The 21,527-nt window shown below is 72.6% G+C and carries 23 protein-coding genes; 4 read left to right on the top strand and 19 right to left on the bottom strand.

From position 1 onward, the window contains the following. Positions 1-19: 19 nt before the first annotated feature. The 6 genes from F1C15_RS14770 to F1C15_RS14745 form a co-directional block, all read right to left on the bottom strand. The gene (locus F1C15_RS14770; protein ID WP_185232069.1) at positions 20-1,018 is read right to left on the bottom strand and encodes a phosphatidate cytidylyltransferase; all 999 of its coding nucleotides are present in this window, start codon (positions 1,016-1,018) and stop codon (positions 20-22) included. Next, entirely contained in the window at positions 1,019-1,537 is a 519-nt protein-coding gene (frr, locus tag F1C15_RS14765) for a ribosome recycling factor (RefSeq protein ID WP_056055773.1), read from the bottom strand. Positions 1,538-1,609: 72 nt separating this feature from the next. Continuing rightward, positions 1,610-2,329 carry a UMP kinase gene (pyrH, locus tag F1C15_RS14760; RefSeq protein WP_185232067.1) on the bottom strand — a complete coding sequence of 240 codons (720 nt, stop codon included), beginning with the start codon at positions 2,327-2,329 and terminating at the stop codon, positions 1,610-1,612. A 155-nt stretch (positions 2,330-2,484) separates the two neighbouring features. After that, complete coding sequence (tsf, locus tag F1C15_RS14755) at positions 2,485-3,312, bottom strand: translation elongation factor Ts (protein WP_167258855.1); 828 nt, start codon at positions 3,310-3,312, stop codon at positions 2,485-2,487. Between the two features lie 38 nt (positions 3,313-3,350). Further along, positions 3,351-4,286, bottom strand: a complete 936-nt coding sequence (gene rpsB / locus F1C15_RS14750) for a 30S ribosomal protein S2 (protein WP_056053623.1) — start codon at positions 4,284-4,286, stop codon at positions 3,351-3,353. A gap of 421 nt (positions 4,287-4,707) precedes the next feature. Then, on the bottom strand, positions 4,708-6,123 hold the full coding sequence (locus F1C15_RS14745; protein WP_255465326.1) for a sugar porter family MFS transporter: 1,416 nt from the start codon (positions 6,121-6,123) through the stop codon (positions 4,708-4,710). Positions 6,124-6,349: 226 nt separating this feature from the next. On the opposite strand from F1C15_RS14745, the gene F1C15_RS14740 reads away from it, so the two are divergent. Beyond that, on the top strand, positions 6,350-6,904 hold the full coding sequence (locus tag F1C15_RS14740; protein ID WP_255465324.1) for a M23 family metallopeptidase: 555 nt from the start codon (positions 6,350-6,352) through the stop codon (positions 6,902-6,904). A 14-nt stretch (positions 6,905-6,918) separates the two neighbouring features. Here F1C15_RS14740 and F1C15_RS14735 read toward each other — a convergent pair whose 3' ends face one another. The 9 genes from F1C15_RS14735 to F1C15_RS14695 all read right to left on the bottom strand — a co-directional run bounded on the left by F1C15_RS14735 (position 6,919) and on the right by F1C15_RS14695 (position 14,213). After that, positions 6,919-7,893, bottom strand: coding sequence for a tyrosine recombinase XerC (locus tag F1C15_RS14735; protein ID WP_370543600.1), 975 nt, complete (start codon positions 7,891-7,893; stop codon positions 6,919-6,921). 56 nt (positions 7,894-7,949) lie between these two features. Further along, on the bottom strand, positions 7,950-9,233 hold the full coding sequence (dprA, locus tag F1C15_RS14730; RefSeq protein ID WP_255465323.1) for a DNA-processing protein DprA: 1,284 nt from the start codon (positions 9,231-9,233) through the stop codon (positions 7,950-7,952). Further along, positions 9,230-10,759, bottom strand: coding sequence for a YifB family Mg chelatase-like AAA ATPase (locus F1C15_RS14725; RefSeq protein WP_185232061.1), 1,530 nt, complete (start codon positions 10,757-10,759; stop codon positions 9,230-9,232). The genes dprA and F1C15_RS14725 overlap by 4 nt, the downstream gene beginning before the upstream one ends. Further along, positions 10,756-11,118, bottom strand: coding sequence for a YraN family protein (locus F1C15_RS14720; RefSeq protein WP_185232059.1), 363 nt, complete (start codon positions 11,116-11,118; stop codon positions 10,756-10,758). Before F1C15_RS14720 ends, F1C15_RS14725 begins: the two co-directional genes overlap by 4 nt. Positions 11,119-11,222: 104 nt before the next feature. After that, positions 11,223-11,546 carry a DUF2469 family protein gene (locus tag F1C15_RS14715; RefSeq protein WP_185232057.1) on the bottom strand — a complete coding sequence of 108 codons (324 nt, stop codon included), beginning with the start codon at positions 11,544-11,546 and terminating at the stop codon, positions 11,223-11,225. A 121-nt stretch (positions 11,547-11,667) separates the two neighbouring features. Continuing rightward, on the bottom strand, positions 11,668-12,303 hold the full coding sequence (locus tag F1C15_RS14710; protein ID WP_185232055.1) for a ribonuclease HII: 636 nt from the start codon (positions 12,301-12,303) through the stop codon (positions 11,668-11,670). Then, positions 12,303-13,061, bottom strand: coding sequence for a signal peptidase I (lepB, locus tag F1C15_RS14705; protein WP_185232053.1), 759 nt, complete (start codon positions 13,059-13,061; stop codon positions 12,303-12,305). Before lepB ends, F1C15_RS14710 begins: the two co-directional genes overlap by 1 nt. 65 nt (positions 13,062-13,126) lie before the next feature. Beyond that, positions 13,127-13,474 carry a 50S ribosomal protein L19 gene (rplS, locus tag F1C15_RS14700; protein ID WP_185232051.1) on the bottom strand — a complete coding sequence of 116 codons (348 nt, stop codon included), beginning with the start codon at positions 13,472-13,474 and terminating at the stop codon, positions 13,127-13,129. Between the two features lie 169 nt (positions 13,475-13,643). After that, the gene (locus tag F1C15_RS14695) at positions 13,644-14,213 is read right to left on the bottom strand and encodes a hypothetical protein (RefSeq protein ID WP_185232049.1); all 570 of its coding nucleotides are present in this window, start codon (positions 14,211-14,213) and stop codon (positions 13,644-13,646) included. A gap of 38 nt (positions 14,214-14,251) precedes the next feature. Here F1C15_RS14695 and map point away from each other — a divergent pair, with 38 nt between their 5' ends. Continuing rightward, positions 14,252-15,022, top strand: a complete 771-nt coding sequence (gene map, locus F1C15_RS14690; RefSeq protein WP_056053590.1) for a type I methionyl aminopeptidase — start codon at positions 14,252-14,254, stop codon at positions 15,020-15,022. Positions 15,023-15,032: 10 nt separating this feature from the next. On the opposite strand, the gene trmD is transcribed toward map, so the two are convergent. The 4 genes from trmD to rpsP are packed head-to-tail and all read right to left on the bottom strand — an operon-like array spanning position 15,033 to position 17,050. Next, positions 15,033-15,728, bottom strand: coding sequence for a tRNA (guanosine(37)-N1)-methyltransferase TrmD (trmD, locus tag F1C15_RS14685; protein WP_185232047.1), 696 nt, complete (start codon positions 15,726-15,728; stop codon positions 15,033-15,035). 2 nt (positions 15,729-15,730) lie between these two features. Continuing rightward, positions 15,731-16,390, bottom strand: coding sequence for a ribosome maturation factor RimM (rimM, locus tag F1C15_RS14680; protein ID WP_082514291.1), 660 nt, complete (start codon positions 16,388-16,390; stop codon positions 15,731-15,733). Between the two features lie 3 nt (positions 16,391-16,393). After that, on the bottom strand, positions 16,394-16,630 hold the full coding sequence (locus F1C15_RS14675; RefSeq protein WP_056053586.1) for an RNA-binding protein: 237 nt from the start codon (positions 16,628-16,630) through the stop codon (positions 16,394-16,396). Positions 16,631-16,633: 3 nt separating this feature from the next. Next, positions 16,634-17,050, bottom strand: a complete 417-nt coding sequence (rpsP, locus tag F1C15_RS14670) for a 30S ribosomal protein S16 (protein WP_056053584.1) — start codon at positions 17,048-17,050, stop codon at positions 16,634-16,636. A gap of 276 nt (positions 17,051-17,326) precedes the next feature. Between rpsP and F1C15_RS14665 the strand changes: the two genes are divergently transcribed. Next, positions 17,327-18,469, top strand: a complete 1,143-nt coding sequence (locus F1C15_RS14665) for a glutamate--cysteine ligase (protein ID WP_056053578.1) — start codon at positions 17,327-17,329, stop codon at positions 18,467-18,469. Between the two features lie 102 nt (positions 18,470-18,571). Continuing rightward, a complete protein-coding gene (locus tag F1C15_RS14660; RefSeq protein ID WP_185232045.1) occupies positions 18,572-21,505 on the top strand; it encodes a binary toxin-like calcium binding domain-containing protein in 2,934 nt (977 codons plus the stop codon). Positions 21,506-21,527: the final 22 nt, after the last annotated feature.

The following is a 21,527-nucleotide window of genomic DNA, read 5'->3' as shown; positions in this document are numbered from 1 at the left end:
CCCGGGCGAGGGCACGGCGTCAGACGAAGACGAGGTAGAGCGCGTAGGCGACGACGGCCGACGGCAGCGTGCTGTCGAGCCGGTCGAGGAACCCGCCGTGGCCCGGCAGCCAGGTCGAGATGTCCTTGATGCCGAGGTCGCGCTTGATGAGCGACTCGGAGAGGTCGCCGATCGTGGCGGTGGCGATGATGAGGCCGCCGAGCAGGAAGCCGAAGTACCACGGCATGTCGAGCAGGAGCCACGAGGTCAGCACGGCCGCGATCAGGCTGGCCGCGACGGAGCCCGCGAAGCCCTCCCAGGTCTTCTTCGGGCTGATGCGCGGAGCCATCGGGTGCTTGCCGAAGTTGAGCCCCGTGGCGTAGGCGCCTGTGTCGACCGCGATGACGATGATGAGGGCCGAGAGGGTCCAGTTCGCCCCGTTCGGCTGGGCCGCGAGCAGGACCATGAAGCTGCCGAGGAAGGCGCAGTAGATCTGCACGAACGCCCCGGCGCCGATGTCGCGCAGGACGACGGAGGCGGGCTTGCGGTGCGAGGGCCGCGCGAGCTCGACGAGCCGCCACAGCGAGATGACGGCCACGCCCGCGAGGAGCGCGAGCCACTGCCCGGACGCACCGCCGTAGAAGGCGGCGGGGACGATGGCGAGGCCCGCCAGGACGCTCGGCAGCCGCGGGACGTCGCGCCCCGCGAACCTCAGCGCACTGGTCAGCTCGAAGCAGAGGGACGCGATGAGCGCTCCCGCCACGATCATGAAGAACGCGGGCTGGAAGATGAGGCTGACCAGGACGGCCCCGCCGAGACCGACCCCGACCCCGATCGCCGCCGGCAGGTTGCGACCCGTCTTCGCGGTCAGGACCTCGTTGCGAGCGCCCAGCTGCGCGCGTCGTGCGCGCAGCTGGTTCTCGAGGTCGTGGCGAGCGGCCTGGGCCCGGGCGTCGAAGTCGGCGCGACGGCTGCCGAGGGTGGTCTTGGGGTTCGGCGCCGACTCGTCGGGGCGGGGGCCGTCGGGAGCATCGCTCATCTAGACCTCGAGCAGCTCGGCTTCCTTCTTCTTCAGCGCGTCGTCGATCGAGTCGATGTAGCCCTTGGTGACCGACTCGAGCTCCTTCTCGGCCCGTGCGACCTCGTCGTCGCCGACCTCGGTCTTCAGTGCGTCGAGCTCCGTCTTCGAGGTGCGACGGATGTTGCGGATCTGCACCTTGGCGTCCTCGCCCTTGCCGCGGACGATCTTCACGAACTCCTTGCGGCGCTCCTGCGTCAGCTCGGGGATGGTGACGCGGACGAGGGTGCCGTCGTTGGTGGGGCTGGCGCCGAGGTTCGGGAAGGTCGCGATGGCCTTCTCGATCTCCTTCAGGGCCGACTTGTCGTAGGGCGTCACGATCATCGTGCGCGCCTCGGGCACCTGCAGCGAGGCCAGCTGGGCCAGCGGCGTCGGGGTGCCGTAGTAGTCGACGGGGATCTTCTGGAAGAGCGCCGGGTTGATGCGCCCGGTGCGGACCTGACCGAAGTCGGTCTTGGCGGACTCCAGGGCCCGCTCCATCTTCTCGCGCGTCTCGGTCAGTACGTCAGTGATCGCCACAATGCTCCCTTGGTTCGTCGTCGAGCTTAGTCGTCAGTTGCTGACGAGAGTTCCGATGCGCTCGCCCCGGATGGCGCGGGCGATGTTGCCGGCGCCCTCCATGCCGAAGACGTGCATCGGCATGCCGTTGTCCATGCAGAGGCTGAAGGCGGTCGAGTCGACCACCTTGAGGCCCTGGACGAGGGCCTCCTGGTAGGTCAGCGTCTCGAGCTTCACGGCGTCGGGGTCGGTGCGCGGGTCGGCGGAGTAGACGCCGTCGACGCCGTTCTTCGCGACGAGGACCTCGTCGGCGCCGATCTCGAGGGCACGCTGGGCCGACACGGTGTCGGTGGAGAAGTAGGGCAGGCCGGCGCCGGCGCCGAAGATGACGACGCGGCCCTTCTCGAGGTGCCGCTCCGCACGGCGCGGGATGTAGGGCTCCGCGACCTGGGTCATGGCGATGGCCGACTGGACGCGCGTGGCGGCCCCGGCCTTCTCGATGAAGTCCTGCAGGGCGAGCGCGTTCATGACGGTGCCCAGCATGCCCATGTAGTCGGCACGGCCGCGGTCCATGCCCCGCTGGCTGAGCTCCGCGCCGCGGAAGAAGTTGCCGCCGCCGACCACGACGGCGATCTCGACGTCGGCCGCGGCCTCGGCGATCTCGCGCGCGATGCCGCCGACCACGTCGGGGTTCACGCCGACCTGGCCCCCGCCGAACGCCTCGCCCGAGAGCTTGAGGAGGACGCGGCGTCGTCTGGTTGTTCCTGTCGTCATGCGAGTTCTCCCTCGTGTCGTGGCCGTAGCCAGGGTAGCGAGTCACGGCGGGCGTGCCGGACCGCGGCGGCCGGCCGCGCCTCCCTGTCGTGAGGGACCGCGGACACGGCGACGGGGCCTGAGACGCGTTCGTCTCAGGCCCCGTCAGGGTGTTGCTAGGCGCCGACCTTGACCCGGGCGAAGCCCTTGATCTCGATGCCGGCCTGCTCCACGACCTTGGCGACGGACAGCTTGTTGTCCTTCGCGTAGGCCTGGTCGAGCAGGGCGATCTCCTTGAAGAAGCCGGTGAGGCGACCCTCGATGATCTTCGGCAGGGCGGCCTCGGGCTTGCCCTCGTTCTTCGCGGTCTCCTCGACGATGGCGCGCTCCTTGGCGACCTGGTCGGCGGGGACCTCGTCGCGCGACAGGTACGTCGGCGCGGCGAAGGCGATGTGCTGGGCGACCGAGCGGGCCGTCTCGGCGTCGGAGCCCGTGTAGCCCACGACCACGCCGACCTGCGGGGGCAGGTCCTTCGAGGTCTTGTGCAGGTAGATCGCGAACTCGTCGCCCTCGATGTGCGAGACGGTGCGCAGTTCGACCTTCTCGCCCATCAGCGCGGCCTCGTCGTTGACGAAGGCCTCGACGGTCTGGCCGCCGATCGCCGCGGCGTTGCCCTCGGCGGCGTCCTTCGCGCCGGCGGCCGAGACGGCCTCGAGCACGGAGTCGGCGAGGGCGATGAACTTCTCGTTCTTCGCGACGAAGTCGGTCTCGCTGGCGAGCTCGATGATCGTGGCGTAGCCCGAGGAGGCCTTGGCGGCGACGAGCCCGGCGGTGGTCTGGCGACCCTCGCGCTTGGCGACGCCCTTGAGCCCCTTGACGCGGAGGATCTCGACGGCCTTCTCGAGGTCGCCGTCCGCCTCGACGAGGGCGTTCTTGCTGTCCATCATGCCCGCGCCCAGGCGGTCACGGAGGGTCTTGACGTCAGCTGCGGTGAAGTTGGCCATTGGCTGGCTTCCTTTCGTGGAGTCGGAAGGGGGGAGGACTACTTGGCGTCGGCGTCGGCCGGCTCGGCAGCCGTGGCCTCGGTGGCCTCGGCGACGGGCTCGACGACCGGCTCGCCCAGGGGCTTCTCGGCGACCTGCGCGTCGGCGTCGTTCTCCGCGACGGGGAGCGACTCGGCCGCGGGGGCCTCGGCGGCGGCGTCGGCGGCCTTGGCCTCGCCCTGCGCGAGCAGCTCGGCCTCCCACTCGGCGAGGGGCTCGACGGGAGCGTCGGCGTCCTCGGGCTTCTGGTGACGCTGCACCAGGCCCTCGGCGGCGGCGTCGGCGACGATGCGGGTCAGCAGGCCGACGGAGCGGATGGCGTCGTCGTTGCCGGGGATCGGGAAGTTGATCTCGTCGGGGTCGCAGTTCGTGTCGAGGATGCCGATGACCGGGATGCCCAGCTTCTTGGCCTCGTCGATCGCGAGGTGCTCCTTCTTGGTGTCGACGACCCAGAGGGCCGACGGCGTCTTCGTCAGGTTGCGGATGCCGCCGAGCGTCTTGTGCAGCTTGTCGAGCTCGCGCTTCTTGATCAGCAGTTCCTTCTTGGTGAAGCCCTGCGTGGTGTCGTCGAAGTCGATGTCCTCGAGCTCCTTCATGCGGGCGAGGCGCTTCGAGACCGTCTGGAAGTTGGTCAGGAGGCCACCGAGCCAGCGCTGGTTCACGAAGGGCTGGCCGACGCGGTTCGCCTGCTCGGCGATGGAGCCCTGAGCCTGCTTCTTCGTGCCGACGAAGAGGATGGTGCCGCCGTGGGCGACCGTCTCCTTGACGAAGTCGTACGCCTTGTCGATGTAGCCGAGCGACTGCTGGAGGTCGATGATGTGGATGCCGGAGCGCTCGGCGAGGATGAATCGCTTCACCTTCGGGTTCCAGCGGCGGGTCTGGTGTCCGAAGTGGACGCCGCTGTCGAGCAGCTGGCGGATGGTGACGACGGCCATGGTCGTTCTCCTCTTTCGTGGCACGCGCGGAGGCGTGCCGGTGTCGGTTCGTCCGGGCGACCGGTCGGTCGCCCCTGCCTGGTGCCCGGGCACGCCCCCGCCGTCGGCACCGCGGCACTGACGTGCCGGTGGTGCGTGACGGACCGAGTGGGGGTGGAGGCCGGTGTCGTCCGTGAGCGGCCGACCGTGAGGGAGGCTGCTCGGGGACGGTGCGTCATGGACGCACGGGCACGCGAAGTCAGTCTGCGAGGCAGACTGCGTGTTCATCGTAGCACCGACGGAGCACGGGCAGGGGGCGGCGACGGGCCCCCGACGGAGGCCCGGGTCGACGCCGGCCCTCCCCCGCCCCGCCCCGCCCCGCACGACGGAACGCCCCGTCCGACGAGCGGACGGGGCGTTCCCGACGGGGGTCGTGACGAGGTCAGCGGCGAGCGCCCGAGGCGCCCTTCGCGGTGCCGCCCTCGACGGCCGAGATGCCCATCTCCTCCAGGCTGCGGCCCTTCGTCTCGGGGATCTTCGCGAGCACGAAGAAGAACGAGATGAGGGCGAAGGCGGCGAAGATGCCGTACGACAGCGTGAGGCTGACCGCGGCGAGCGACGGGAACGAGACCGTGACGATGAAGTTCGCGATCCAGTTGGCGGCGCTGCCGACGCCCAGCGCGGTGGCGCGGATGCTGTTGGGGAACATCTCGCCGAGCAGGACCCACATGAGCGGGCCCCAGGTGGCGCCGAACGAGACCACGAAGAGGTTGGCGGCCACGAGCGCGACGGGGCCCCAGGCGCCGGGCAGCTGCGGGTCGCCGCCGTCGCCGGGCACGGACTGGCTGAAGGCGAGGGCGGTGACGGCGAGGCTGACGAACATGCCCACGGAGCCGATGAGGAGCAGCGGTCGACGACCGACCTTGTCGACGAGGCCGATGGCGACGAAGGTGACGACGACGTTGACGATCGAGGTGATCGTCGAGATCGTGAAGGAGTCGCTCTCCTGGAAGCCGACGGCCTGCCACAGGGTGGTCGAGTAGTAGAAGATCACGTTGATGCCGACGAACTGCTGGAGCACGGCGAGGATGATGCCGACCCAGACGATGGGCTGCAGGCCGAAGCGGTCGCCGCGGATGCTCGACTTCTTCTCCAGCTCCGCCTCGGTCTTGATCGAGTCGGTGATCTCCTTGAGGCTCGTGTCGACGGTCTCCGCGGGGACGATGCCCTTCAGGACGGTCTTGGCCTCGTCCTCGCGGCCCTCACCGGCCAGGTAGCGGGGCGACTCCGGCAGGCGGAGGGCGAGCACGCCGTAGACGACCGAGGGCACGATGCCGACGAGGAACATCCAGCGCCAGGCGGCGAGGCCGAAGAGGGAGGGCTCGGAGGCGCCGCCCGCGGTGACCGCGAAGAGCTGGTCGGAGAGCAGGGCGACGAAGATGCCGAGCGTGATGGCGAGCTGCTGGAACGAGGCGAGACGACCGCGGATGGCCTTCGGCGACACCTCGGAGATGTAGGCCGGGGCGATCACGGAGGCGATGCCGATGCCGAGGCCGCCGATGACGCGCCAGAGCACGAGGTCCCAGACGGCGAACGCGAAGGCGGCGCCGAGCGAGCTGATGAGGAAGAGCGCGGCGCCGATGAGCATCACCTTGATGCGGCCCATCTTGTCGGCGAGGCGGCCGGCGACGTACGCGCCGATGGCACAGCCGATGAGCGCCGACGCGACGGCGAAGCCGGAGGCGAACTCCGTCAGGCCGAACTCGTCGGTGATGCTGGAGACCGCGCCGTTGATGACGGACGAGTCGAATCCGAAGAGGAAGCCACCCACGGCCGCGGCGATCGCGAGAGCCGTCACCCGCCTGTTCAGCTTCTTCTCTGTTGCTGACGATTGCGCCGAGTTCGACACGGTTCTCCTTAAATCCACGGAGGGCGGGCTCGTGACCACACTCCCCCGACATCGTCGTGCACCGGGTGTTCGTGCACAGAGGGACCCTACGCCTCGCTGTGAATCCCCGCACGTCGTGCACGATCTGTGCATGCAGACCCGCGCCTCCTCCCCTCGCCCCCCGTCCGTCCGACAGGTGTCGTCTGGCCGGGAGCCGGCGCGAGCCGCCAGGGGGGCCGCCCTCCCGGCCCTCCTGCTCGCGGTCATCCTCCTCGCCGGCGGTCCCGCCCGGCCCGTCGCGGCCGAGGCACGGCCCGGCCCGGCCGTCCCGTGGTCGTGGCCCGTGCCCGAGCCGCACCTCGTGCTCCGTCCGTTCGTCGCCCCCGAGCACCGGTGGTCGCCCGGGCACCGGGGCGTCGACCTCGCGATGACCGAGGGAGGCGCGGTGTCGGCCCCGGACGACGGGGTGGTGCACTTCGCCGGGACGGTCGTCGACCGCCCCGTGCTGTCGCTCCGGCACGCGGGCGGCGTCCTGAGCAGCATGGAGCCCGTGAGCACGGAGCTGCGGGCCGGCGACGTCGTGCAGCGGGGCCAGGCCGTAGGGGTGCTCGAGCCCGGCCACGGCTGCACCGCCTCGTGCGTCCACCTGGGGGCGCGGATCGACGGCGAGTACGTCTCACCGCTGATGATGCTGGGCCTCGGCCGGGCCAGCGTGCTGCTGCCGACCCGCCACGACGAGGTGCAGGGCTGAGGCCGCCGGGTCGGTCAGGCGCGGGGGTGGGCCGTCCGGTAGCTCTCGCGGAGTCGCTCGGTCGAGACGTGCGTGTAAATCTGCGTGGTGCCCAGGCTGGCGTGGCCGAGCATCTCCTGCACGGCACGGAGGTCGGCGCCCCCGTCGAGCAGGTGGGTCGCCGCCGTGTGCCGGAGGGCGTGGGGGCCCGACGGGCCGCTGCCCGGCAGGTCGGACAGCAGGCCGGACACCAGGCGGTGCACCGCGCGGGTGCCGAGCCGGCCGCCGGTCGCGCCGAGGAAGAAGGCGTCGCCCGCGGGCCCGGCGCCGGCGGCTGGGTCGGCTCCGGCTCGGGCAGCGGCTCCGGCGCGGGCGGCGGCGCGGGCCGCGAGGACGGGCCGGGACCGCGTGAGGTACCGGTGCAGGGCCTCTGCGGCGGGGACGCCGAAGGGGACGACCCGCTGACGCGAGCCCTTGCCGGTCACGCGGACGGTGAGGCGGTCCAGGTCGACGTCGCCGAGGTCGGCCCCGACGAGCTCGGAGACGCGCAGCGCCGAGCCGTAGAGCAGCTCGACGACCGCGAGGTCGCGCCCCGCCACGGCGTCGTCGGCCTCGGCCCGGACGGCGAGCGACGTCAGCACGGACTCGGTCTGCGCGGTCGTCAGCACGCGGGGCAGGTGGCTCTCGGCCTTCGGGGCGCGGAGCCGGAGGCCGACGTCGACACCTGTGCGCCCGGTCTCCTCCAGCCACCGCGTCAGGGCCCGGGCGCTGGCGGACCGGCGGGCGAGGGTGGTGCGCGCGAGGCCGGCCTCCGTGCCGCGCCAGAGCCAGTCGCGGAGCAGCTCGAGGTCGACGTCGGCGGTCTGCGGCTCCCGGCCCAGCCGCTGCCCGGCGACCGCGAGCAGGTCGGCGAGGTCGGAGAGGTACGAACGGAGGGTGTTCTCGCTCAGCCCCCGCGCGTGCCGCAGGTGCTCGACGAAGGCGTCGACGTCGACGCGCAGGGCCGTCACGGGCGCCCCGCCCCGCCGGGGCCCGCCGCGCGTCTCGTCGTCGTCACCGCGCCAGGCTACCCACGCGCGCGGCCCCTCCTCCGCCACCCCGCGGGCCCGGCGACGACCAGGCCGTCGACCTCCATCTCGGCGAGGAGCCCCCGCACCGTGTCGGCGCCGAGCCCCGAGGCCGCCGCGACCTCGTCGGTCGTGCGCTCGACGCGGGGGCTGAGGGCGTCCTGGACGCGGACGACGCGGGGGTCGACGACCTCCGGGGCCGGACCCGCGCCTCCTGCGCCGTGACCTGTCGACACGCCACGCCCGATCGGGCCCACGAGCTCGAGGACGTCGTCGACGCCCGTGACGCAGGCGGCGAGCCCCGAGCGGATCAACGCGTGGCAGCCCGCCGACGACGGCGACGAGACGGGGCCGGGCACGGCGCCGACCGGGCGCCCGAGCACCTGCGCGTGGCCGGCGGTGTTCAGCGAGCCCGAGCGACGGCCGGCCTCGACGACCACGGTCGCCGCCGTGAGGCAGGCGATGAGCCTGTTGCGCTGCAGGAACCGCCAGCGGGACGGCGTCGTGCCGCACGGCGCCTCCGCGACGAGGAGGCCCGTCCGCACGACCCGACGGAGGAGCTCGTCGTGCCCGGCGGGGTAGAAGCGGTCGGCCCCGCCGGCCATCACCGCCACCGTCGCGGCCTCGGCCGCGAGGGCCGCGCGGTGGGCCGAGCCGTCGATGCCGTACGCCCCGCCGGAGACGACGGTCAGCCCCCGGTCGGAGAGGCCGCTGCCGAGGTCGGCGGCGACCGTCTCGCCGTACGACGTCGCCGCCCGCGCCCCCACCACGGCGACCGACGCGGCCGGGGCGGGCAGCTCACCGGCGCCGCGGAGCCAGAGGACGGCGGGCGCGTGGTCGCCCAGCTCGTCGAGCTCGGCGGGCCAGCCGGGGTCGCCCGGCACGAGCAGGCGGATGTCGAGGGCCTCCGCGGCGCGCAGCGACGCCTCGGCGCGCCACCGCTGGAGACGCGGGGCCCAGCGTCGCAGGGCCGCGTCGACCGAGAACCGGCCGAGGTCGTCGCCCGCCGGGGAGTCGCGGAGCGCGGTCTCGAGACCGCGCCCGGCCCCGCCGCCGCCCCGCTCCACGACGGACTCGACGGCGAGCCGGAGGGCGACCGCCGGCCCCAGGCCCCGGCGGGCGAGGCCCGCGACGGCGTCGCCCGGCTCCGCGATGCCCGACCAGGCGGCTCGGGCGAAGACGTCGAGGCCGGCCTCGTCGGAGTCGCCCCCGGGCACCCAGGCCCGTGCGGGCCGGACGAGCCGCGCGAGGTCGTCGCCGGTGGCGTCGAGCAGCGCCTTCACAGCGACCTCCGCAGCCCGAGGGCCCGGGCGACCTGGCCCCGGCCGGGCCGACCGACCCCGTCGAGGTCGGCGAGGGTCCAGGCGAGGCGGAGCACGCGGTCGTAGCCCCGCATGGTGAGGGCCCCCGTCTCGAGCGCCCGGTCGATCGGCGCCGAGTCGGCGACGGCCAGCCGACGGCCGGGGCCCCGGAGCCAGGCGCCCGGCACCTCCGAGCTCAGGCGCCACGGCGTGCCGGCCAGCCGGTGCCGGGCCCTCGCCCGCGCCTCCTCGACCACCTCCCTCGCCTGGGCGGTGGTGAGCACGTCCGTGGTCTCGGCGAGCCGGAACTGCGCCGAGCTGATCCGTGCCACGCGCAGCTGCACGTCGATGCGGTCGACCAGCGGGCCGGAGAGCTTCGCGAGGTAGCGCCGGCGCTGGTGGGGCGAGCAGGTGCACTCCCCCTCCCGCGAGCCCCACTGGCCGCACGGGCAGGGGTTCGCGGCGGCCACGAGCTGGAACCGGGCCGGGAAGCGCGCGACCGCCCGTGACCGGTGCACCACGGTCTCGCCCGACTCCAGCGGCTGGCGGAGGCAGTCGAGCACGGTCTGCGCGAACTCGGGCGCCTCGTCGAGGAAGAGCACGCCGCGGCTGGCCCGCGACGCCGCCCCCGGGCGCAGCACCCCGCTGCCGCCGCCGACGAGCGCGGCCGCGCTGCAGGTGTGGTGCGGGCTCTCGAACGGCGGTCGTCGCTCGAGCTCGCTGCCGACCGGCAGCCCCGAGAGCGACCGGATCGAGCTGACCTCGAGGGCGGCCTCGAGGTCGAGGTCGGGCAGCAGGCCGGGCAGACGCGCGGCGAGCATGCTCTTGCCGGCCCCGGGCGGCCCGACCATCAGCAGGTGGTGCCCGCCGGCGGCCGCCGTGACGAGAGCCTGCACGGCGTCGGAGTTGCCGATGACGTCGGCGAGCTCGGGGACGGCCCCCGCGGGGGCGGCCACCGTCGACCGGCGGAGCGGCTCGGCCGGCTCGGGAGCGAGGTCGGCGCCGTGCCAGATCGCCGCGTCGCGGAGCCCGACCACGGCGACGACGCGGACGTCGGGCACGAGCGACGCCTCGTCGGCGTTGTCGGCCGGCACCATGACGATCTCGGCGCCCGCCCGGCGTGCCGCGACGACGGCCGGCAGGACCCCGTCGACGGGCCGCAGCCTGCCGTCGAGCCCGAGCTCGCCGACGTGCACGACCCGGGCGACGGACTCGGCCTCGACGAGGTCGGCCGCCGCGAGGGCCGCCACCGCGATCGCCAGGTCGAACGACGACCCGTGCTTCGGCAGCGAGGCCGGCGACAGGTTGACCGTCAGCTTGCGGGAGGGCAGCGGGCACCCGGCGTTCGAGGCCGCCGCCCGCACGCGGTCGCGGGCCTCCCCCAGCGACGCGTCGGGGAGCCCGATGATCATGAAGGCCGGCAGCCCCTGGCCGAGGTCGGCCTCGACCTCGACGACGGCACCGTCGAGCCCGAGGAGCGAGACCGCGCGCGTGCGCCCCATGCTCACGAGCCGGCCCCGCGCACGTGCTCGATGCGCTCGTGCCCGCGGCACCGCTCGACCGTGATGCCGACGACGTCGATGCGGACGCCGTGCCCCACCCCCGGGTGCTCCTGGCACCACGCCCCCGCCAGACGTCGAAGCCGGGCGAGCTTCTGCGGCGTCACCGCCTCCAGGGCCGTGCCCCAGCCCGTGCCCGAGCGGGTCTTGACCTCCACGACGACCACCTCGTCGCCGTCGAGCGCGACCAGGTCGATCTCGCCCTCGAGGCACCGCCAGTTGCGGTCGACCACCCGCAGCCCCTGTGCCTCGCAAAACTCGGCGGCCACGTCTTCGCCGCGCCGCCCCAGTTCGTCCTTCTCCGCCATGTCGACCTCCTGCGAGGAGACTGGCGGAGGCGCGGGTCGAGCCCACGGGGCCCGGTCACGTCGTGGGGACGACGCGCCCCCGGCCCGGCCTGGGGAGGGACGCCCTACTCGTCGAGCGCGAGTTCCTTCGGCAGCTCGAGGTCGCGGGCGGTGAGCTCCTCGACGTTGACGTCCTTGAAGGTGAGCACGCGCACGGACTTCACGAAGCGGTCGGAGCGGTAGACGTCCCAGACCCAGACGTCGCTCATCGTCAGCTCGAAGTAGAAGTCGTGCTCGGTGTCGCGGCGCACGAGCTCCACCTCGTTCGCGAGGTAGAAGCGCCGCTCGGTCTCGACCACGTAGCGGAACTGCGACACCACGTCGCGGTACTCGCGGTACAACGCGAGCTCGACCTCTCGGTCGTAGTCTTCGAACTCGTCCTCGTCCATCGAGGGACCATCCTACGCGGCCGCGCCCGCGCCTCCCGCACGCCCTGGACGGCACGAGCAGCGGCGCCGAGGGGGCCGTCGCCGTGGATGCGGCCCCGCGCGGGCACGGCGACCCGACGGCTCAGTGCAGCCAGGTCAGGCGGTGCAGCGGCGACGGGCCGAGCTCGGTCAGCGCCGCGTAGTGCGCGGTCGACCCGTAGCCCTTGTTGCCCGCCCAGCCGTAGCCGGGGTGCTCGTCGTCGGCCGCGATCATCATCCGGTCGCGGTGCACCTTGGCGATCACGGAGGCCGCGGCGACGGAGGCGCAGTCGCGGTCGGCCTTGACCCGCGTGGTGATGCGCGGCGGCGTGGAGAGCGCCGGCGACAGGTAGTCGTGGTTGCCGTCGAGCACCACGACGGAGCTCATGATGCCGACGCCGGCCTCGTGCAGCGCCGTGAGCGCCCGCCGGCCGGCGAGGCCGAGGGCCGCGACGATGCCGATCTCGTCGACCTCGCGGGCGTCGGCCAGGCCGACGGCGTGCGCCTGGACCCAGGACGTCGCCGTCGGGTACAGCGCCTCGCGACGCTTCTCGCTCAGCAGCTTCGAGTCACGGAGCCCCACGGGCATCTCGCCGCACTCGAGGTGCACCGCGCCGAGGCCGACGGCGACGGGCCCGGCGATGGCGCCCCGACCGACCTCGTCGCAGCCGATCACCCAGGTGGCGCCGGCCGCGTGCAGCTCGCGCTCGAGGTCGAGCGTGGGGTCGACGACCGCCATCACTCGCCCTCGCGCTCCGTGCCGCGGAAGACGGCCGGGTAGTCGTCGAGCCACGTCCAGCGGGCGGCGGGCCAGCTGATGACGAAGGCGCGGCCCACGACGTCGCTCATCGGCACGAAGCCCTGGCTCGGGGTGTCGCCGTTGTAGCGGCTGTCCTTCGAGTTGTAGCGGTTGTCGCCCATCACCCAGAGCGAGTCGGCGGGCACCGTGACCGAGAAGTCGTCGCCGGAGACGCGGTCGACGCCCGGGGGCAGGGTGACGTAGGGCTCGTCGAGCGGGACGCCGTTGACCGACATCTGGCCGAAGTCGTTGCAGCACGACACCGTGTCGCCGGGCAGTCCGATGACGCGCTTGATGAGGTGGTCGTTGCTGTCCTGCGTGCCGAGCCCGACCAGCGTGAGGAACCACGAGACGCCGTCGCCGAGGGGGTTGCCGGAGGCGGTGGTGACGGGGGCCGTGCCCTCCAGCCACCCGCCGGGGTCGGTGAAGACCACGACGTCGCCGCGCTTGACGTCGACCACGTCGGGCACGAGCTCGTTGACGATGATGCGGTCGTTGATCTGCAGCGTGTTCTCCATCGACCCCGAGGGGATGTAGAACGAGCGGATCAGGAACGTCTTGATCAAGAAGGAGATCAGCAGCGCCGCCAGGAAGATGACCAGGACGTCACGGAGGAACGTCAGGGTGCCGCGCTTCTTCTGGTCGCCACCGCGACCGGGGCGGCGCAGGAGGCGCCGCGAGGATGTGTCGTCTGTCATTTAACCGCCTGAGCTCCCCGCCATCGTATAGGGCGGGGAGCTCAGGGAAGGACGTGCGGACCGGGTCAGTGGTCGCGCTTCTCCTTGATCTTGGCCTTCTTGCCGCGCAGCTCGCGCAGGTAGTAGAGCTTCGCGCGACGCACGGCGCCGCGGCTGACGACCTCGATGTGGTCGATGACGGGCGAGTGCACGGGGAACGTGCGCTCGACGCCGACCTGGAAGCTGACCTTGCGGACGGTGAACGTCTCGCGGACGCCCTCGTTCTGCTTGCCGATGACGACACCCTGGAAGACCTGGACGCGCGAGCGCGTGCCTTCGATGATGTTCACGTGCACCTTGACGGTGTCGCCGGCGCGGAAGTCGGGGATGTCGCTGCGCAGCGTGGCTGCGTCGACGGCGTCGAGGATGTGCATGGTGGTTCGCTCTCTGCAACCGCCACAGGTCGACTGCTGCTCGTGGGTGCGGGGCACCCGAGGTGATGAAAGAGGTCGTGCACTGACGAGAGCAGACTCCCCTGTGGCAGAGTCGTGCGCAGGCACAAGCGTCAAGTGTGCCACAGGTCGACGCTGGGCCGCCACCGCGTCAGGAGCGCGGCGTGATGGTGATCACCGGGGCGTCGTCGGAGGCCGGGCCCCCGCGAGGAGGCGTCGGCCCCGCGGCGCCGGACGCGAGGCGGTCGAGGTCGGCCAGCGACGCGGCCACCCGGCCCCGCGCCTCCTGCACGAACTGCCGCACCGCGGCGACCGCGAGGCCCAGCCCGCCCAGGATCGTCAGGACGGCGGAGACGGCGAACAGCGCCGTCGACAGGTCGACCCGGCCGTCGCCGGCGAGCTGCGTGAACGCCGAGGCCGGCCGCGACCCGGCCACGGAGTCGACGAGGAAGAAGCCGAGGGCCAGCTGGGCCAGCCACGTCAGGAGCAGGAGGCCGGCGTCGAGCCAGGAGACCGCGCGCGCCCGGCGCACGCTCCGTCGCGCCACCACGACGCCGACGGCGGCCGCCTGCGCGACGAACAGGAGGGGCACGAGGACGATCTGGCCGAGCACCTGCGCCCCGAGGGGCACCCCGAAGGCCGCACGGCCGAGCAGGACCCACAGGGGCAGCACCACGACGGCGGGCCAGAGGAGGCGGTAGAGGACTCGACGCAGCACCATGCGGTCGAGGCTAGGGAACGACGGTGGAGAATGGCTGCATGATCGAGCTGCGCACCCCCGACGAGATCGACCGCATGCGACCGGCGGGGGCGTTCGTCGCCTCCGTCCTCGAGGCGACGCGGGCGGCCGCGGCGCCGGGCGTCGACCTGCTCGACCTCGACGCCCTCGCCCACGACATGATCCGCGAGCGCGGGGCCGAGAGCAGCTACCTCGACTACCACCCGTCGTTCGGGGCCAGCCCGTTCGGGAAGGTGATCTGCACCTCCGTCAACGACGCGGCGCTGCACGGTCTGCCGCACCGGTACCGCCTGCGGAAGGGCGACCTGCTCAGCCTCGACTTCGCCTGCGCCGTCGACGGCTGGGTCGCCGACTCCGCGGTCTCGTTCGTCGTCGGCGCCGAGCCGACGCCGGACGACCGCCGACTCATCGAGACCTGCGAGCGGGCGCTCGAGGCCGGGATCGCGGCCGCGCAGCCGGGCGGCAAGCTCGGCGACGTCTCGGCCGCGATCGGCGACGTCGCCCGCGGTGCCGGGTTCTCCGTCAACCTGCAGTTCGGCGGCCACGGCGTCGGCACGACCATGCACGGCGACCCGCACGTGCCGAACGACGGCCGCGCCGGGCGGGGCTGGCCCCTCCGGCCGGGCCTCGTGATCGCGATCGAGCCGTGGCTGATGCTCGGCACGGACGAGATCGTCACCGACGCCGACGGCTGGACGCTGCGGAGCGCCGACGGCTCGCGGGCCGCGCACGCGGAGCACACGGTCGCCGTGACGGCCGAGGGCCCGCTCGTGCTGACCGCCCGCGGCTGAGCGGGGCGCGCTACTCGCCGAGCAGGTCGGGGCGGACGCGCCGGGTGCGGGCGACCTGCTGCTCGTGGCGCCAGGTCGCGATGGCGCCGTGGTTGCCGCTGAGGAGCACCGGGGGCACGTCGTGGCCCCGCCAGCTCGCGGGCTTCGTGTAGCTGGGGTACTCGAGGAGGCCACCCTCGTGGCTCTCCTCCGTCAGGCTCTCGGGGTTGCCCACGACGCCCGGCACGAGGCGACCGATCGCCTCGACCATCGCCGTCACGGCGACCTCGCCGCCGTTGAGCACGTAGTCGCCGAGGCTGACCTCGCGGACGGTCACGCGCTCGGCGGCGTGCTCGACCACGCGCTGGTCGATGCCCTCGTAGCGCCCGCAGGCGAACACGAGGTGCGGGGCGACGGCCAGCTCGCGGGCGAGGGCCTGCGTGAAGGGCGTGCCCGCCGGCGAGGGCACGATCAGCGTGGTGGTCTCGGGGCTCGCCTCGTCGCCCAGCACGTGGTCGAGGGCCTCACCCCAGGGCTCGGGCCGCATCACCATGCCGGCACCGCCGCCGTACGGGGTGTCGTCGACGGTGCGGTGCCGGTCGTGGGTGAAGTCGCGCAGGTCGTGCACGGCGACGTCGAGCAGGCCCTGCTGACGGGCCTTGCCGAGCAGGGAGATGTCGAGCACCCCGAAGAACTCCGGGAAGATCGACACGATGTCGATGCGCATCGTCAGCTGCCGTCGTCGGCGCGGTCGGCCTCGGGGGCCTCGCCCACGGCGTCGTCAGGGCTCTCACCCTCGACGTCGCCGGTGTCGACGGACGCGGCGGACTCGTCGTCGGAGCTGTCGTCGACGAGCTCCTCGAAGAGACCCGCCGGCGGGGTGACGGTGATGACGCCCGCCTCGATGTCGACGCTCGGCACGATCGCCGTCACGAACGGCACCAGCACCTCGCCCGCGGGCGTCGCCACGGCGAGCAAATCCTGGGCGGGGAGGTGGTCGACGCGCGAGACGGTCCCGACCTCGACGCCGTCACGCTCGACCCGGAGGCCGACGAGCTGGTGGTGGTACCAGGCGTCGTCCTCGTCGGGGAGCTCGTCCAGGTCTTGGTCGACCCAGAGGATCGCCTTGACCAGGGACTCGGCGGCGGTGCGGTCGTCGACGCCCTCGAAGAAGCCGACGGGGTGGCCGTTGTACCAGCGGAGCTCGGTGAGCGTGATGCTCCGGCCGTGCCACTCACTGGTCTCGGGCACCTGCAGGGTGAAGGAGGAGCCGGGGGTGAAGCGCTGCTCGGGAGTGTCGGTGAAGAGCTCGAGCTTGAGCGCGCCCTTCAGGCCGTGCGCCTTGGTCAGGCGCCCGACCCGGAGCTGGGTCTTGTCGTTCGTGCTCACGGCCTAGAGGTCGCCGTCGACGACGTCGACCCGCACGCGCTTGCCGTCGGCCAGGGCCGTGACCAGGGTGCGGAGTGCCTTCGCCGTCCGACCGGCGCGACCGATGACGCGGCCCAGGTCGTCAGCGTGGACGTGCACCTCGAGGACGTCGCCCCGAGGAGAGGTCTTCTCCACGACCTGCACCTCGTCCGGGTGATCGACGATCCCCCGGACGAGGTGCTCGAGTGCAGGTGCGAGCACTGACTACGCCTCGGTGGTCTCGGCGTCGTCGGCGGCGGGGGCCTCGGCGGGCTCGGCCTTGGCGGGCTTCTCCGACTTGGGGACGAGGACCGGCTTCTTCTTCTCGTCGGCGACGAAGGCCTCCTTGGGGGCCTTGGTCTTGACGGTGCTGACGGCGTCGGCGTCGCCCTTGAACTTGCCCCAGTCGCCCGTGAGCTTCAGCAGCGCGGCGACCTGCTCGGTCGGCTGCGCGCCGACGCTGAGCCAGTACTGCGCGCGCTCCGACTCGACCTCGATGAACGAGGGCTCCTCGGTGGGGTGGTACTTGCCGATCTCCTCGATGACACGACCGTCGCGCTTGGTGCGCGCGTCGGCGACGACGATGCGGTAGTACGGTGCACGGATCTTGCCCATGCGCTTGAGACGGATCTTGACAGCCACAATTCTCCTGTTGATGTGATGTGGGCGAGTTGCTAGCCGTGAGCGTGGGGGCACACTCGGCTCGGAAGCTCTATGAGGTCTCGGCGGCCACCTGATTAGAGGGTCGGGCGACCGGAGACTCGACCCACCATTGTTGCAGACGAACGACCGGTTCCACCAATCTCTCGCGAACCCGCCGCCGTGTCGTCGGGCGGGGGCCGCGACACGGACGGTCACGCGACTCCCCCGGCTGTCAGGATGGGTCGGCGCGCACGCGCCGAGCGGGAGGCAGCACCCATGCAGATCGACTTCACCAGCTCAGAGCGGTCGACCCTCGGCGTCGAGTGGGAGCTGGCCCTCGTCGACCACGAGAGCGGCGAACTGGCCCCTCGCGCTCCGCAGATCCTCGCCGACCTGGCCCACCTCAACGAGGACGGCGACCGTCTGACGAACGAGCTCCTGACCAACACCGTCGAGGTCGTCACCGGGGTGCACCACCGGGTCGCCGGGGCCGTCGACGACCTCCGGGCCACCATCGACCAGGTCCGTGGCCCGGCGGCCGCGCTCGGCGCCGACCTCATCTGCGCCGGCACGCACCCGTACAGCCGGTACGTCGACCAGGAGGTCACCCCCGACAAGGAGCGGTACGCCACGCTGATCGACCGCACCCGCTGGTGGGGCCGCCAGATGATGATCTGGGGCGTCCACGTCCACGTCGGGATCGACTCGCGCGACAAGGTGCTCCCGATCATGAACGGCATGCTCACCTACCTGCCTCACTTCCAGGCCCTGACCGCCTCCAGCCCGTTCTGGGTGGGCGAGGAGACGGGCTACGCCTCGAACCGCGCCCTGATGTTCCAGCAGCTGCCCACGGCCGGCCTGCCGCCCCAGTTCGAGACCTGGTCGGAGTACGAGGCCATGGTCGCGGACCTGACCCTCACGGGCGTGATCGACGACCACAGCGAACTGCGTTGGGACCTGCGCCCCTCGCCGAGGTGGGGGACGCTCGAGAGCCGGGTCTTCGACGGCATCGCGACCACCGACGAGGTCGCCGCCGTGACCGCCCTCGTCCAGTGCCTGGTGGACGACATGTCCGACCGCCTGGACCGCGGCGAGACGCTGCCCTCGATGCAGCCCTGGTTCGTCCGCGAGAACAAGTGGCGCGCGGCCCGCTACGGCATGGACGCGATCGTCATCCAGAACGCCGCGGGCGACGAGCGCCTCGTGACCGACGACCTGCGAGACCTGGTGACGACCCTCGAGCCCGCCGCCGATCGCCTGGGCTGCCTCGACGAGCTGCACTCGCTCGCGTCGATCACCGACCGGGGCGCCAGCTACCAGCGCCAACTGGCCGTGGCCGCGGCCCACGGCGGCGATCTCCGTCCGGTCGTCGCGTCGCTGGTCCGCGAGTTCGACGAGGGGCTCTCCGCGGACCTGTGACGCCGTGCCGCGGGCACGAGAACGGCACGGACGGGCAGGAGGCTCGACGTAACACGGCGTAACAGTCGGGCACGGCCCGCCCGGCTGCCATTCGATGCACCGATGAGACATCCGATATTCCTCACGTCCATCCCACCGCTCGTGGCGGCGGTCCTGGGCGTCGCGCTCGTCGCCGACGCCCTGACCCCGCCCCCGCAGGCCGCGTCGGCCTCGACGCTCGACGGTCCGCCGCCGCCGGCCAGCGACGGCGGTGTCCCCGCCGACGAGCCGTTCGCAGGGACGGCGCCGCTCGTCACGGCGCTCGGGGGCGGTGACTCCGCCGAGACGGTCTCCGTCTCGTGGCGGTCGCCGGCCCGCGTCCCCGCCGGCGCCACGACGATCACCCTCGACGCGGCGGTCACGACCGAGCTGGCCGGCCCCCGCTCGTTCGCGGTCCTCCGCGACGGCGTGGGCCCCGACGTCGCCTCCCCCGACCGGACCGCCGACGAGATCGTGACCGTCGAGACGACCCCGGACCGTCCGACGACCGTGCGCCTCTCGGTCGAGGCTCCTCCCGAGGGGACCGCGATCACGCTGGGCTGGTCGAGCGACGCCGGATCGCCGTGGCAGCCCGTCGCCGAGGCCGACCTCTCGACCCCGGTCGTCTCGAGCCCCGGTGCCCGTGCCGGTCTGGCGTGCGGCGTCGCCCTGCCCGGCGACCGTGACCACGACCTCGTCCCCGACGACCTCGAGCGCGGCGGCTACGCCCTCGTCGACTCCTCCCTCGTCCCCTGGCGGGACGACCTCGCCGCTCGCGGTCACACGAAGTACCTCTCGGACCCGAACCACTGCCGCTCCGCCCGCGACCCCTACACCGATCTCGAGAAGGTGTCGGCCATGATGCCGGGCGGCACCCGCACCGAGGCCCGCGACCCGCTCGTGGCCGCCGCGCCCGCCGTCGGCGTCGATCTCGAGAAGCTCGTCGTGACGCTGAACGACACGACCAGCGACTCGACGACCCGGACGCGCAGCCTCTCGACGACGAACTCGTGGAGCAGGACCCTCGGCGGCAAGGTCGGCGTCGAGAGCGGAGCCTCGGCCGGGCCGGAGGGCCTGAGCGGCGAGACGAAGGTGTCACAGGAGTTCAACTTCTCGTGGACCCGGTCACACAGCGTGACGGAGGGCACCTCGACGTCGTGGCAGGAGCTCGTCACCCGGAGCGCGTCGAAGGCCGCCTCGCTGAACGGCAACGTCCGCTACCACAACGCCGGCAGCGCACCCGTCTTCGATGCGCACCCGACGACCAGCTGGGTGCTGGAGGGGCAGCAGACCATGGCCAGCTTCCGAGCCGGCCCGAACTTCCGGGCGGACGCCCTGGGCGCCGGAGAGAGCTACCCGGCCCGGGGCTCGGCGGCGCTCTCGGTCGAGACCATCAACGACGCCGGCACCGTCGACCTCACCGCGACCGCGGACGAGCTGGAGCAGCTGGGTCGGAGCGGCGAGGTGTCGCTCGACACGCCCCAGACGTCCGGCACCTTCGGCCGCGTGGTCTCGGGGCGCCTCGATCCGGCGGCCGGCCAGTGGGGCCCCGTGCTCACCGGCATCCGCGAGTCCACGGCGACCCTGGTGCTGGACGCCGGGATCGACACGGCCCAGCGCCACGTCGTGGCACCGGACCTCCGCGACCCGGACGACTCGACCCCGCGGCTGACGATCGGGGAGGCCATCGACCGGGCCTTCGCCGTCGAGCGGATCGACGGGCATCGCTGGTACCGCAGCCCCGACCTCGCCTCCCCGACGAACCGGGCTCCGCTCCTGCTCGACGAGCGGGCGGTCCTCCTCACCATGGACGAGGCCACGGGCGCGGCCGTCCGCGACCAGCAGCGCGACGGGAGGTCGGTCTACGACGTCGAGCTGCGCCGCGGCATGCAGATCGGCATCAAGTCGGCGGATCAGCACTCCGACTTCGACGACGGCGACTTCTCGGGGTGGACGGGCCACGCGTCGACGCCGGGGACGGTGCGCCCGGCCGGCGTCGGCGAGATCTCGTGGACGAAGGAGGGCCTCACCCCGGGCCACCGCTACCGTGTCTCGTTCCGCTCGAAGAACGCGCCCTCGGGCTCGAGCTCGACCATGTGGCTCGACGACCCCACGCACCAGGTGCCCCTGGACCGAGCCCCGACTCCCCCTGGCTGGACGAGCCGGCCGACGTTCGTGGAGTTCACGGCAGCCACGACGACGGTGAGGCTGCACGGACGCGCCGAGATCGACGACCTGTCCTTCTTCAGCCTCGGCGCGAGCCGTCGAGCGGACATCAGCTGGGTGAGCCGGATGGGGGACGACCTGGCGATCCCGGACACGACGACGCCGCTCACGACGCAGGTCGACGTCCTCAGCCGAGGCGGCGCCCAGGCGCTGGACCTGCTCGTCGGGCGCTCCGGGCGTGCGATCGACCTGTCGACCTCCGTCGTGGAGGTCACGGGACCCGCTCTGGGCGCCTGGAGCACGGGCCCGACGTACAAGGCACGGGGGCACGTCAACCTCCCGGTCGTGGCGCAGGGCACCTCGACCGTCACGGTGTACTCCCCCCGGCAGGGATCGACGGCCGCGTGCGACTACTGCCTCGAGCCGATCGCCGCCCTCACCGTCGACGTCGGCGCCTCGAAGCCCGCGACGGTGGCCTTCCACTACCGGGAGGGCGCCTCGAAGCACATGTGCACCGTCCGCTTCCGTGCTCTCGAGACACCCGGGTTCCGGGGAGAGGTGGCCGAGTCCGTCGACTTCAGGTCGAACAGCCACTCGTGCAGGAACGACGACGCCTACTACGTGTCGTTCACGAACATGCCGATCGGGACGGAGCTCAGCGTCTTCGACTCACCGGACGGTTCTCGCAACGACGACTTCTTCATCTGGGAGACGACCGTGCCGACGTCCGGCCTGCTCTGGACGGACGCCCGGGAGCGCCCCGCCGGCGTCACGGTGCAGGAACAGAGCTACCGCAACGGCCTCGTGGGCAAGGTGTCACGCTTCGAGCTGCACTACCCGGGCACCTGGTGAGCGCGCGGTGACGCAGCGGGCC

The sequence above is a fragment of the Frigoribacterium sp. NBH87 genome (assembly GCF_014217665.1).
Lineage (GTDB): Bacteria > Actinomycetota > Actinomycetes > Actinomycetales > Microbacteriaceae > Frigoribacterium > Frigoribacterium endophyticum.
Note: the sequence above shows the minus strand (reverse complement) of the source record. Positions and strands in the feature narration are given on the sequence as shown.